This is a genomic window from Pseudoclavibacter terrae (assembly GCF_008831075.1).
Classification (GTDB): domain Bacteria; phylum Actinomycetota; class Actinomycetes; order Actinomycetales; family Microbacteriaceae; genus Pseudoclavibacter; species Pseudoclavibacter terrae.
The window spans coordinates 429,376-442,917 of the sequence record NZ_WBJX01000004.1; the positions used below are offsets into that span (position 1 = coordinate 429,376).

Below are 13,542 nucleotides of genomic sequence, written 5' to 3' on the forward strand. Positions count from 1 at the left end.
CGGTCATTTTCCCATGCAGGTGCGCCTGCGATGACTCAGCTTCACGCCTCCCTCCCAGTTCTTGATGTCCATCTTCGGGCGCCCGATTCCGAGGTCGCCCACGGCAGGCCCTTCTGCGCGCGTCAGCGCTGCGTCGCGACTGCGCGGCCGAGGCGGACGGCGCCCTCCTGGAGCCGCTCGATGGGGGTGTCGCCGTAGGAGAGCCGGAGTCGGCGGTCGGAATCCGTGCCAGGACCGGACGGGAAGAACGAGCCGCGCTGGTAGCTGATGCCCTCGGCCGTCGCGTCGTCCGCGAGCTTGTCGGCGTCGATCGAGTCGTCCGCGATGCGCGGCCAGAGGAACAGCCCACCCTCGGGTGCGTCGATCTCGAAGACCCCGGGGGCCTCCGCCTCGAGGGCCGCGGAGAGCGCATCCGCCCGCTGCCGGTACAGGGTGCGTGCCGTGGCGAGGGTGTCGTCGAAGAACGTGGGCGTCGAGCCGAGCAGCTCGGCGACCGCGTGCTCCACGAGCTGCGACGAGTGCGAGTCCTGGCGGGCGCGCAGCGACACGAAGTCGGGCACGAGCCGCTCCGGCAGCACGAGCCAGCCGAGGCGCAGGCCGGGGCCGAGCGTCTTCGTGAACGTGTTGATGTGGATCACGTGCGACGAGCTGTTGAACACCTCGAAGTCGAGCTCCTCACCCCGGAAGCCCAGTTCCCGGTACGGGTTGTCGGCGAGCAGGATGAAGTTGTACTGCTCAGCGAGCCGCACGAGCTCGCGGCGTCCCTCGAGGGTGAGGCTGTGCTGCGACGGGTTGTGGAAATCGGGCACCGTGTAGACGGCCGAGGGGCGGGCACCGGCGACGAGGTGCGCCTCGAGCTCAGCGACGTCGAAGCCGTCGCGGCCGACCGTGATCGGCAGGATCTTGGCGTCCGAGAGCTCGAGCCCACGCAGGAACAGGGGGAAGATCGGGTTGTCGACCGCCACGAGCCCGCCGCGTTCGACGACGAGCTGCACGGCCAGCGAGATGCCGTGGAAGCCGCCGTTGGTGACCAGGATGCGGGACACCGGCACGCCTTCGCGAGCGGCGATCCACTCCCGGAGGGCCGGGACGCCCTCGGTGCGCCCGTACTGCAGCGCCGGCACGCCCGGCACCGAGAGGACGCGCGCGGTCGCCTCGGCCAGCTCGGCCGACGGCAGCACCGACGGGTCGGGGATGCCACCGAGCAGCTCGATCGCGTCCGGGTGACGGTCGCGCAGGGTGACGTCGCCGAAGCCCTTCGGCGCCGTGAACGCGCGGGCGAGCTCGGTCGAGGTCCAGGTCGGGGGCTCGCTGTGCGTGAGCGTCTGCAGTGCGGCGGTGGTTGTCATGGTGTCGTCGTTCTCTCTCGCGTGATGCGATCGGCCCCGGCCGGGCCGAGACGGTGAGTTCAGGTGGATGTTCGGGGCGACGCGTCAGACGAGCGCCGGGACCTGCGCGGCCGGCGTCGTGGCCGCCGGGGCAGTTTGCCCGTAGCCCGGGGTCGGGATGGCGTCCATGAGCGCCCGCGTGTACGGCTGCTCGGGATGCGCGAGCACCTCGGCGACGCGTCCCGACTCGACGACCCTCCCGCCCTGCAGCACCGACACCGTGTCGGCGACCTGCCGGACGAGCGCGAGATCGTGCGAGACGAACAGGTAGGTGAGGCCGAGCTCGGCCTGCAGCTGGAACAGCACCTCGAAGATCTCGGCCTGCACGGTCACGTCGAGCGCCGAGGTCGGCTCGTCGAGCACCAGCACGTCGGGGCGCAGCACGAGGGCGCGCGCGATCGCGACGCGCTGACGCTGCCCGCCGGAGAGGGCCGAGGGCTTCCTCGACAGGAACTCCTCGCCCAGGCCGACCGACGCGAGCGCGGCACGCGCCTTCTCGGCACGCTCACGCTTGTCGCCCACCTTGTAGCGGTCGAGCGGCTCGCGCACGATGCGCTCCACCCGCCACGTCGGATCGAGCGAGGTGAACGGGTTCTGGTAGACGAGCTGCAGGTGGCGGCGGATCTCGCGGAGCTGCTTCGGCGAGCTGCCGTCGACCCGCGCGTCGCCGACCCGGACCTCGCCGGCGTCCGCCTCCTCGAGGCCGAGGAGGATGCGGACGGCCGTGGTCTTCCCGGAGCCCGACTCCCCCACGAGCGCGTGGGTAGTTCCGGCCCTCACGGCGAACGACACGTCGTCGAGCGCCGCGACTCTGCGGTCGCCGACGGAGAAGCTCTTCGAGACGCCCGCGACGGCGACCTGGTCGGCCGAACCTCCACGGCCGTCCCGGCTCTGCTCATCCCGATTGCGCAGCGAGCCGTACCGGTCGGGGTTCAACGCCGGCGCATCCTGCCGCAGGCGAACCGTGTACGGCGACGTCGACTCGGTGAAGACCAGCTCGGTGGGGCCGGACTCCTGCACCGTGCCGCCCTTGAGGACAACGATCTTCTGCGTGCGCTCGGCCGCGATCGCGAGATCGTGCGTGATGAGCACGAGCCCGATGCCGAGGGCGCTCTGCAGCTCGCTGAGGACTTCGAGGATGCGCTTCTGGATCGTCACGTCGAGCGCGCTGGTCGGCTCGTCGGCGATGAGCAGGTCGGGGCTCGGCAGCACGGCGAGGCCGATGAGCACACGCTGCAGCATGCCGCCGGAGAGCTGGTGCGGGTACGACTCGTAGACCCGCTTCGGGTCGGGCAGCCCGACCCGCTCGAAGGTCGCGAAGATGAGCTCGCGCTGCTCGTCGCGCGACAGGCCGTCGACGAGGTCGGCGGCCTCGTGCGCCTGCGAGCCGATGGTGCGCACGGGGTTGAGGGCGTTCGCCGGGTCCTGCGGCACGAAGCCGATGCGCGTGCCACGCAGCGGCCGGAACTGGCGCGGCGAGTAGGCCAGCACATCCTTGCCCTCGAAGCGGATGCTGCCGGCCGCCCTGCCGCCGTCGGGCAGGAGGCGGAGGATCGCGCGGGCGATGGTCGACTTGCCCGACCCCGACTCCCCGATGAGCGCGAGGCTCTCGCCTCGGTTGAGGGTGAAGCTGACGTCGGTCACGACCTGGCTCTTCCCATACGCGACCGACAGGTTCTCGACCTGCAGGAGGGGCTGCCGGTCTGATGCTGATGCTGATGTCATAGCGGGTCTCTCTTCGTCTGTTCAGTCGGGATCAGGCGAGCGATCAGGACGTCTGCCGGAGCCACCGGCTGATGCGGTTGACGGAGAGCACCGTCGCGATGGTGACAAGCGCGGGCCACAGGACAAGCCAGGGGGCACGCGGGTAGTCCTTGCCGTTGGAGATGAGGAGGCCCCAGTCGGATGCGGGCGGCGGGTCGCCGTAGCCGAGGAACGCGAGGCCGGCGATGACGAGGATCGACAGCCCGAACTGCAGCACGGCAAGCGCGAGCACCGAGCGGGAGGCGTTCGGCAGGACGTGCCGACCGAGCACGTGCCACTTCGAGCCGCCCTGCAGGTACGCGGCCTCCACGAACGTGGCCCGCCTCGTCTTCAGCACCTCGGAGCGCATGACGCGGGCGAAGACGGCGACCGCGGAGACGCCCGTCGCGATCGCGGCGTTGATGGTCTGGAAGCCGAGCGAGGAGACGATGACGACCGCGAGGAGGAAGCTCGGGATCGCGAGCAGCACGTCCACGAACCGGGCGAGCACCGTGTCGGTCCACGAGCCGATGAAGCCGCCGATGAGGCCGATCGCACCGCCGACGACCACACCGATGACGACGGCGACGAGCGCCGACGAGATCGACGACTGCGTGCCGAAGACGACCCGCGCGAACTGGTCGCGGCCCAGGTGGTCGGTCCCGAACCAGTGCTGCAGGCTCGGACCGAGGAACTTGTCGGCCGGCACCCCGTCGACGGGGCTGTACGTGGTGAAGACCCCGGGGAGCAGCGACCAGGCCAGAACCAGGGCGAGGACGACGAACGACAGCACGACCGTCGGCGGGAGCACGCCGATCGCGCGCACCTTGAATGCGGCCTTCGGGCTGCGTCCGCCCGTGGCGGCTGGGGCGGCGTTCAGAACTGCGGAGGTCATACGATGCTCGCCTCTTCCTTGAGTGGTGAGTCGGGCTTGAGGGGTGAGTCGGGCTCGAGCGAGTCGGACGGCGAGGACTGGGACGCGGCGGATGCCTTCGCGCGCTCGGGTGCGGATGCGGATGCGGATGCGGATGCGGATGCGGATGCGTCACCATCGCCGATCACGGGCCCGCCCTTCTTGCGGTTGCCCTCGATGTCGACGCGCGGGTCGAGGATCGGGTAGGCGAGGTCGGCGAGCAGGTTGACGACGACGAAGACGACCGCGGCGAGGCCGACGACGGCCTGCAGCACCGGGAGGTCCTGGCTCGCGACGGCGCGCTGCACGACGCTGCCGATGCCGCTCCGCCCGAAGACGGCCTCGGTGATGAGCGAGCCGCCGAGCAGCTCGCCCACCGTGAGCGCGAGGACCGTGACGGCGGGGAGTGCGGACGGCTTCAGCAGGTGGCGGGTGAAGAGGCGACGCTGCGTGAGGCCGCGCGAGCGCGCCACCGACGCGTACTCCTGCGAGGATGCGTGGTCGAGGTTCGTGATGAGCACCTCCGCGATCTGCGCGGAGACGGGGATGCCGAGGGCGACGGCGGCGAAGAACGTCGCCCATCCGCTCTCCGGGTCCACGATGCGGAACAGGCAGAGCCCGAACGCGAACACGGTGATGAGGAGCAGGCCGATGACGAAGTTCGGCACCGACAGGAACAGCGACGGGAACGCGCGGAGCAGGCCCTGGCCGTAGCGGACCGGCAGCACCTGCGTCCCGAACGCGATGAGCGCGGCGAGCACCACGGCGACGAGGAGGGCGCTGCCCGCGAGCGCGAGCGTCGAAGGCAGCGCATCCCCGATGAGGTCGGCGACGGGGAGGTTCGACCGCAGCGAGACGCCGAAGTCGCCGACGACGAACCGCGTGAGCGACCCCCACAGCTGCACGAGCAGCGGCTGGTCGAGGCCGTAGTAGGCCACGATGCGGGCGATCTCCTCCTCCGTGAACCCGTTCTCCGGGTTCCGGAGCGTGCTCGTCACCGGGTCGCCCGGCAGCACGCTGATGACGAAGAACGTGAAGACGTAGGCGAGCAGCACGACGATCACCGCCTGCCCCGTGCGCCTCAACGCGAAGCGCGTGTACCGGCCTCGCATGTCAGCTCAACCAGGCGGTGGCGTAGTTCGCGAACGCCACGCCGTCGTAGGTCACGCCCTGCAGGCCAGGCTGCTGCACGTAGATGCGCTGCACGATCTGCGTGACCGGCACGTAGTACCCCTGCTCGAGCACGTAGGCCTGGAGCTCGTCCGCAAGCTGCGCGCGTGCCTCGGAGTCGCTGGCCGTCGAGATGCCCGTCGCGAAGTCGTTGAGGGTCGTGTCGCTCTCGCCGACGCCGAACCAGTCCTCGCCGCCGTTCACGCTCGTGAGCACCCCCGCGACCGTTCCGATGTCGATGAAGCTGCGAGTCGGCTCCTCGACGGCGATGCCCTCCTTGTTCGTGACGCGTTCGCCGTAGGTGATGACGTCGAACGCCTCAAGGGTCACGTCGAAGCCGATCCGCGTCAGCTGCTGCGCGATGAGCTCGTCCACGGGCTGCGAGGTCGCCAGGTACGGCGTCGGGTGCAGCGTCACTTCCAGCCGCTTGCCGTCCTTGGCGCGAACACCGTCGGCGCCGGCAACCCAGCCTGCCTCGTCGAGGAGCCGCTCCGATTCCTCGGGGTCATAGGCGAAGGCCGCCGCATGGTCCGTGGCTTCGGGAACGTTGCTCTGGATGAACGACTCGGCTGCCTGCCAGTCGTCGGTGTAGACGGTGTCGAGGATCTCCTGCCGGTCGATGCCGTGCTGGAATGCCTGCCGGACGGCCGTCTCACCGAAGGGCTCCACTCGCGTGTCGACGGCGAAGCCGTACGCGAAGCCGAGATAGCGGGGAGTCGCGACCTGGAAGCCCTCCGAGCTCAGCGCCTCCAGCTCCTGCGGGGACGCGTTGTAGCCGACGTCGGCCTGAGAGGACTGCACGGACGCGGTGCGCAGCGACTGCTCGGCGACGATCTTGTACGTGATCGAGTCGAGGTAGGCGGGACCGGTGTGCTCGAGCGCCTCCGGGCCCCAGCTGTAGTCGTCGCGCTTCGTGAGGACCACGTTGTCGCCCTCCTGCCAGGACTCGACGGTGAAGGCGCCGCTGCCGATGGCGTTGCTGAGGTCAGCCTGCCCCTCTGCCGGCAGTGCGATCGTCTCCGGCGACAGCAGGATCGAGCCGTGGTAGCCGAGCGTCGGGATGAAGCCGAGGGTCGGCTGGGTGAACGTGACCTTGACCGTCGACGGGTCGACAGCGGTCGCGGTCTCGTAGTTCGCGGAGGGGAACAGGCCGATGCGGTTGATGCCGCGCTCCGGGTCGCCCTTCGCCCAGATGTCCAGGTTCGCGACGACCGCATCCGCGTCGACGGGTGTGCCGTCCGAGAAGGTCACGCCGTCCCTGAGGTTGAGCGTGTACTCCGTCGCGTCGTCGTTCTGCTCCCAGCTCTCTGCGACCCAGGGGCTGACGGTCCCCTCCTCATCCACGTAGACGAGCTTGTCGGTGAGCTGCCGCCACACCTGCCCCTGGTAGCTGGAGATGGACCCGTTGTTGGGGATCCACGTGTCACCGAGCGAGTCGATGAGGAACGTGATGTCTCCGCCCGCCTGCGGCTCTCCCCCGCCTGCGGCGCCGGGGGTCGCATCGGACGTCGCGCAGGCGGCAAGCAGCGACATGCTCGCGAGCACGCCGATGGCTGCGGCGAGTTTCCGTCGGAGTCGTGGGTGTCGTGTCGACATGGTGTGTGCTGCTTTCTCGGGGGTGTGCTGCTGCATGGAAGGGAGTCGGTGAGCGGGAGGCTCGAGGCGCCGGGTGCGCGCTGGCGGTCAGATGGCCTTGCCGGGGTTGAAGAGAGCGGCCGGGTCGAGCGCCCTCTTGATCGCGTGCTGTGCTGCCCGGTTGCGGTCGGAGAGCTCGAGGGCGGCGAGGTCGAGCTTCGAGGACCCGATGCCGTGCTCGCCGCTCACGGTGCCGCCGAGCTCGAGCGCGAACTGCGCGAGTGCACTGGCCGCGTCGTGCAGCTGCGGCGGCACGACGGACGGGTCCGCGCCCTCGGGCATGCGGAGCGTGACGATGGGGTGGAGGTTGCCGTCGCCAGCGTGCGCGACGGCGCCGATCGTGACGCCGAAGCGCTCCTCGACGACGGGGAAGTGGGCGAACATCTCGGGGATGCGCGACTTCGGCACGGCGATGTCGCCACCGGCGAACCACTCGGCCGGGTCGAAGCCGCGACCCGAGCGGCGCAGCTCCCAGAGCGCTTCGCCGTCCTCGACGCTCTCCTCGGTGACGAGACCGCCGACGGCCTCGAGCGCGGCTCGCAGATCGGCGGACTGCTCGTCGATGCCGTAGCCGTCGAGCTCGATGAGCAGGAGGGCTCCACCGCGGGCGGTGAGCGTGCTGCCGGTGTGCTGGTCGATGTTCTCGAGCGTGCGCGAGTCGAAGAGCTCGACGACGCTGGGACGCACCGTGCTGCGTGTGATGGCCGAGAGCGCATCCGCACCGGCCGCCGTGCTCTCGAAGAACGCCGAGACCGTGCGGCGAGCGACGGGGACGGGGCGCAAGCGGACCGTCGCCGCGACGACGATGCCCAGGATGCCCTCCGAGCCCACGAACACGGAGACGAGGTCGAGGCCCGTGACGCCCTTGATGGAGCGGTGGCCGACATGGACGAGGCTGCCGTCGGCGAGCACCACGTCGAGCGCGAGGATCGACTCGCGCGTGACGCCGTACTTCGCGCAGCGCAGGCCGCCCGCGTTCGTGGCGATGTTGCCGCCGATCGAGGAGATGTCCCAGCTCGCGGGGTCCGGCGCGTAGAAGAGCCCGTACGGCTCGAGGTGGCGGTTGAGGTCGGCGTTGATGACACCGGGCTCGACGACGGCGACCTCGTCGAGCGGGCTCACCTCGACGATCCGGTTCAGGCGCTCCGTCGACACGACCAGCTGCTCCTGATCCGCCGTCGCTCCGCCCGCGAGGCCCGACCCTGCGCCGCGCGGAACGACGGCAACACCGTGCCGGGCTGCGGCACGCACGACCGCCTGCACCTCTTCGGCGCTCACGGGGAATGCGACTGCCGGGCCCAGGTCGAGGTTGGCGAGGCGCGTCCTGGTGCTCGCATCCACCGCGTACTCTCGCGTCTCGACAGAGGGAACGCGCAGCTCGAGCTGCGGCAGCTCGCTCGCGAGGTCTCCGATGACGCGCTGCAACCGGCCTGCGGTCTCGGAGCCGGCGAACGGCGCGGACCCGGACCCGGCGGTCGCCGCAGGTGCGGAACCGGCGAACGGTGTCGACGACGCGTGGGCGGCGAGCTCGGTGGGCATGCTGGCCTTTCGACGGGGGCGTGAAGTGATCCCTCGAAAGGTACGGAAACCCCCATGCTGTGAATAGGCGGCCCGTCGCATCCCTTCGCCGAACGTTGCCGGGCTTCAGACAGCGTCACGCTTCGTAACGAGGGGCGCTGCACAGTGGCGCGGAGTCGGCTCGGTGTTGCCTCGGTGTTGCCTCTGAGGCAACACGCGGCAGTCGCAGCCTCGCGTGACGCCATCTCCGACGGTCGGGTCGACGAGCGTGTTGAGCCCGGCTGTCCAACATCAGTGCGATGTCGGGCGAAAAGCGCCCCGGGGCTCGTGCAGACCCGAATATTGCACTGATGTTGGTCAGCGGCCCTCGGCAATCCCCTGCCCGGGCGCGCCCGATCGCGAGCACCGACACGAAAAGCGGGCCGCGCGATGTGCGCGGCCCGCCTCTGCGAGCGCCGATCCCTCAAGCAGCGGAGTGCCGGAGGAGTTGTGACGCCTGCCGTTACGCCTGCAGGCTGCCTCCGTTGGTGCGGATGACCTCGGCGTACCAGTCGAACGACTTCTTCTTGTAGCGCTCGAGCGTGCCCGAGCCGTCGTCGTTGCGGTCGACGTAGATGAAGCCGTACCGCTTGCTCAGCTGCGCCGTGCTCGCCGAGACGAGGTCGATGCAGCCCCACGTCGTGTAGCCGAGCAGGTCGACGCCGTCGGCGATCGCCTCGCCGGCCTGCACGAGGTGGTCGTTGAGGTAGGCGATGCGGTAGTCGTCCTCGACGGTCTTGACCCCGCCGACCTCGACGAGCTGGTCCTTCGCCCCGAGACCGTTCTCGACGATGAACAGGGGCTTCTGCCACCGCTCCCAGAACTGGTTCATGACGATGCGCAGACCGACCGGGTCGATCGCCCAGCCCCATTCGCTCTTCTCGAGCGTCGGGTTCGGCACACCGCCCATGATGTTGCCCTCGCCGGCGCCAGCCGCGGGGTCCGCCGTCTCCGCGATGCTCATGTAGTAGCTGAACGAGATGAAGTCGACCGTGTTCTTCAGGATCTCGCGGTCCTCATCCGTGATGTTGAGGTTGATGCCCTTCTCCTTGAAGAGGCGAAGCGCGAAGCCCGGGTACTCGCCGCGCACGTGCACGTCGCCGAACATGAGGTTCGAGTGGTCGACGTCCATGACGACGAGCGCATCGGCCGGGCTCGGCGTGAGCGGGTAGACGGGCATGGCGATGAGCATGCAGCCGACCTGCGCGTTCGGGGCGATCTCATGCGCGATCTTCGTCGCGAGCGCCGACGCCACGAGCTCGTGGTGGATCGCCTGGTAGAGGTCCTGCTCGCTGAGCTGGTCCTTGGGCGTGAGGATGCCGCCGCTCAGGAGCGGGGCGTGGAGCACGGAGTTGATCTCGTTGAACGTGAGCCAGTACTTCACACGGGAGCCGTAGCGGGTGAACAGCACCCGCGCGTAGCGCTCGTAGAAGCCGATCAGCTCACGGCTCACCCACCCGTCGTACGTTTGCGCGAGGTGCAGCGGCGTCTCGTAGTGGGAGATGGTGACGAGCGGCTCGATACCGTGCTTCTCGAGCTCGTCGAGCACGCGGTCGTAGAACGCGAGCCCCTCTTCGTTCGGCTCGAGCTCGTCGCCCTTCGGGAAGATGCGGCTCCACGCGATCGAGAAGCGGAACGTCTTGAACCCCATCTCGGCGAAGAGCGCGATGTCCTCCGCGTACCGGTTGTAGAAGTCGATGCCGACGTGCTTGAGGTTGTCGTCCGTCGGCCCCTCGGTAGGAGGGGACATGATGCCCTTCGGCATGACGTCCTGGATGGAGAGGCCCTTGCCCCCGTCGAGGTAGCCGCCTTCGAGCTGGTTGGCTGCGGTCGCGCCGCCCCAGAGGAATCCGTCTGGGAAGTTCGTTGTCGTCATACGCGTGTCTCCTTCGTTCTGCGATGCGTTCGTGCGTGAGTTCGTGAGGATGTGGAGGTGGAGGTGGAGGCGTGGATGCGCCTACTTGGCGAGCGCGACGGCCTCGACCGACTTCGCCAGGTAGAGCGGCTCTCCGTGCGAGATGGGGCCGGTGACCTGGCTCGTGATCTCCGGGTACAGCTCGGCGTTCGTGATGATGACGGGCGTCGTCACGTCGTAGCCGGCCGCCTTGATGGCGTCGACGTCGAACTCGATGAGCAGCTGCCCCGCGGTGACGGCCTGGCCGGACTCGACCTTCATCGAGAAGTGCTGGCCGTTCAGCTTCACGGTGTCGACGCCGATGTGGATGAGCACCTCGGCACCATCCGCGTGGCGCAGCCCGATGGCGTGTCCCGTCGGGAAGGCGGCGGCGACAACACCGTCGAAGGGTGCGTAGACGGCGCCGGAGCTGGGGAGGACGGCAGCGCCCTTGCCGAGCACACCGCCAGCGAACACCGGGTCCGACACCTCGGAGAGCCCGACGGCGGTGCCGTCGAGGGGGCTGCGGACCTCGAGGTCGTTGTTGGCGACCGCCGCCGGAGCGTCCTCATCCACCGGGTCCTTGAAGCCGAGGATGACGGTGAGCAGGAAGGACACCACGATCGCGGCGACCAGGCCGAGGCCGAGGAACACCATGTTGCCGTTGCCGAAGAGCGCCGGCAGCGCCAGGCCGGAGGGGACGACGAACGCGGTGGAGAAGACGCCGCCGATCGCGATGATCGCACCGCCGAGTGCACCGCCGATGATGCCGAAGATGAAGGGGCGCTTGAGTGGCAGGTTGATGCCGTAGATCGCGGGCTCCGTGATGCCGGCGAGGAAGCCGGACAGCGTCGCGGGAGCGGCGAGCGACTTGAGCTTCTTGTCGCGGGTACGGACCCACACGCCGGCGACTGCCGCGGACTGTGCGAGCACGGCGGCGAACACGGGGCCGATGAGCAGGATCTGACCTGTCGCCTGGAACTCGAGGGTGAACAGCGGCACGAAGCCCCAGTGGAGGCCGAAGATGACGAACACCTGCCACAGACCGCCCATGATGGCGCCGCCGAGCCATGGCACGTTGGCGAAGATCCAGCCGATGCCCTCGCCGAGCCATCCGCTCAGGAGCGCGGAGATGGGTCCGACGACCACGAAGACGAGCGGGACCGCGATGAGGACGACGATCATGGGCGTCAGGAAGCGGCGAACCGAGGAGTGCAGCTTCGCGTAGAGGAACTTCTCGGCGTAGCTCTGCAGCCACACGATGAGGATGATCGGGATGACGCTGGAGACGTAGCTGACCATCGTGAACGGGATACCGAAGAACGTCAGCCCCTCGGCCCCGACCAGCGGAGTGATCGTCGGATAGACGAGCGCTCCGGCGATCGCGAAGGAGGTCCACTCGGAGGCCTTGAAGTATCGCGCGGCCGTGATCGCAAGGGCCATCGGCAGGAAGTTGATGAACGCGTCGGACAGTGCGTTGAGGACCAGATAGGTCGACGTGTCGGTTGCGATCCAGCCGAACGTCGCCGCAGCGGACAGGAAGGCCTTCAGCAGGCCGGTGCCCGCCAGCGCCCAGAGCAGGGGCGTGAAGAGGGCCGCGATCATCGAGATGAAGCGGTTGAAGAGGTTCTTCTTCGGCTCGTCGGGGTCGACCGTCGTGGTCTGCGTGCCCGCGACGAGGCCCGAGATCTTGCCGAGCTCGGCGTAGACCTCTGGCACCTCGTTGCCGATGACGACCTGGTACTGGCCGCCGGCCTCGGCCGTCGTGATGACGCCCGGGATGGCCTTGACGGCCGCCTTGTCGATCTTCGCGTCGTCCCTGATCGCGAAGCGCAGTCGGGTCATGCAGTGCACGACCGACTTGACGTTCTCTTCGCCGCCGACGCCCTTGAGCACATCCGCTGCAACTCTTGAGTGATCCATGGGACCGCTCTCCTTCTCCCGCCTGTGGCGGCAACTCAGTCTGGAGTCCCTGTGCTGTCGCCCCGCCAGGCGTCTCGTGGGAGATTTTGGGCAACAAAAAAACCTGAACTCGAACACCGCCATTTCGGCGATATGAGTTCAGGTTTTGCCCGCTTGACCGGTAACAATCCAAGGATTCCGCAGGACTTCATTGCCCTGCGGCAGTCACTCTAGCATCGGCTCGACGTCCGTGCCATAGGCAATGTGCTGAGCGAGGCGCTCGATGTGCACGGTGACGTACAGCAGCTCCTCATCGGTCAGCTCGACGCCCGTCGCTTCGCGCACGTAGCCCTTCACCTGCTCTGCGATCGCGAACGAACGCGGGTAGGTGCGCTTGGTGAAGTCGAAGAACGACGAGTCTGTGGAGCGGAGCATGCTGCGCGACACGAGCCGCTGCAGGAGGAACTGGATGTGGAGGATGAAGCGCGCGTAGTCGTGGCTGTCCACGTCGAGGTCGACCCCGAGGCCGGCTTCGACGGTCACGACGACGTGCTGCACGCGCCGGAAGAGGAGCGCCGAGGTGCCGTCCGGTTCGTCGCGTGTGGAGTTCAGCACGTGCATGGTCAGGAAGACGGCTTCTTCCGGCGGGAGCTCGCGTCCGAGCGCGGCCGAGATCGAGGCCGCCATCTGCTTCGATGCGGCGAACTCCTGGGGGTGCAGCACCCGAAGCTCCGGCATCGAGGTCGCGGGGATTCGGATGCCCTTGTCGAGGCGTTCGAGGACGTATTGGATGTGGTCGATGATCGCGAGGGGCAGGCGCTTGCCGAGGTCACGGCCTAGCGTGCGCTCGGCTTCGTCCACGGCGCCCATGACGGCTTCGACGACGGCGTAGGGCACGGCGCTCAGCAGCTGCAGCGCCTGGTCGCCTTCGCTTCCGGTCGCGAGCACGAAGGTCTTCTCGACGCGGGATGGGTCGATGAGGTCGCCCGGCTTGAGCTGGAAGCCGAGCCCTCGCCCCATCAGCACGCGCTCGTTCCCGGAACCGTCGATCTGGATCACAACGTTGTTGTTGATGACCTTCGAGATGCCGGGTCCCGGAGAGCTGCTGGCGTCGGGGGAGTTCCTCCTGCGGGATTCACCCATGGTGGGCATTGTATTGCTCCTGGCTCGGAGGAATCGTCGTGCGTGTTCTGCAGCCGGGTTTTCGGGCAACAAAAAAGCCGGGGTTGGGAGGCGAGGAGCATCTCTGCTCACTCACCAACCAACCCCGGCTCATGAAGAAGTCCGGCGGTGACCTACTCTCCCACAGGGTCCCCCCTGCAGTACCATCGGCGCTGAGA

The 13,542-nt window shown here is 68.5% G+C and carries 9 protein-coding genes; all 9 read right to left on the reverse strand.

What is annotated here, in order from left to right; translation table 11 throughout:
• Positions 1-122: 122 nt before the first annotated feature.
• A complete protein-coding gene (locus tag F8O03_RS13825) occupies positions 123-1,349 on the reverse strand; it encodes an aminotransferase-like domain-containing protein (RefSeq protein ID WP_151424361.1) in 1,227 nt (408 codons plus the stop codon).
• An 84-nt stretch (positions 1,350-1,433) separates the two neighbouring features.
• Entirely contained in the window at positions 1,434-3,113 is a 1,680-nt protein-coding gene (locus F8O03_RS13830; RefSeq protein WP_151424362.1) for a dipeptide ABC transporter ATP-binding protein, read from the reverse strand.
• Positions 3,114-3,156: 43 nt separating this feature from the next.
• Positions 3,157-4,026 (reverse strand): ABC transporter permease, encoded by an 870-nt coding sequence (locus F8O03_RS13835; RefSeq protein WP_151424363.1) that lies wholly within the window; start codon positions 4,024-4,026, stop codon positions 3,157-3,159.
• Complete coding sequence (locus tag F8O03_RS13840; protein WP_151424364.1) at positions 4,023-5,156, reverse strand: ABC transporter permease; 1,134 nt, start codon at positions 5,154-5,156, stop codon at positions 4,023-4,025. Before F8O03_RS13840 ends, F8O03_RS13835 begins: the two co-directional genes overlap by 4 nt.
• Before the next feature lies 1 nt (position 5,157).
• Positions 5,158-6,810 carry an ABC transporter substrate-binding protein gene (locus F8O03_RS13845; RefSeq protein WP_151424365.1) on the reverse strand — a complete coding sequence of 551 codons (1,653 nt, stop codon included), beginning with the start codon at positions 6,808-6,810 and terminating at the stop codon, positions 5,158-5,160.
• 87 nt (positions 6,811-6,897) lie between these two features.
• A complete protein-coding gene (locus F8O03_RS13850) occupies positions 6,898-8,388 on the reverse strand; it encodes an FAD-binding oxidoreductase (protein WP_151424366.1) in 1,491 nt (496 codons plus the stop codon).
• 481 nt (positions 8,389-8,869) lie between these two features.
• Positions 8,870-10,282: a glycoside hydrolase family 1 protein gene (locus F8O03_RS13855; RefSeq protein WP_151424367.1), complete on the reverse strand. Its 1,413-nt coding sequence runs from the start codon at positions 10,280-10,282 to the stop codon at positions 8,870-8,872.
• 81 nt (positions 10,283-10,363) lie between these two features.
• A complete protein-coding gene (locus F8O03_RS13860) occupies positions 10,364-12,223 on the reverse strand; it encodes a beta-glucoside-specific PTS transporter subunit IIABC (protein ID WP_151424368.1) in 1,860 nt (619 codons plus the stop codon).
• A gap of 204 nt (positions 12,224-12,427) precedes the next feature.
• Complete coding sequence (locus F8O03_RS13865; protein WP_151424369.1) at positions 12,428-13,345, reverse strand: PRD domain-containing protein; 918 nt, start codon at positions 13,343-13,345, stop codon at positions 12,428-12,430.
• Between the last annotated feature and the right edge of the window lie 197 nt (positions 13,346-13,542).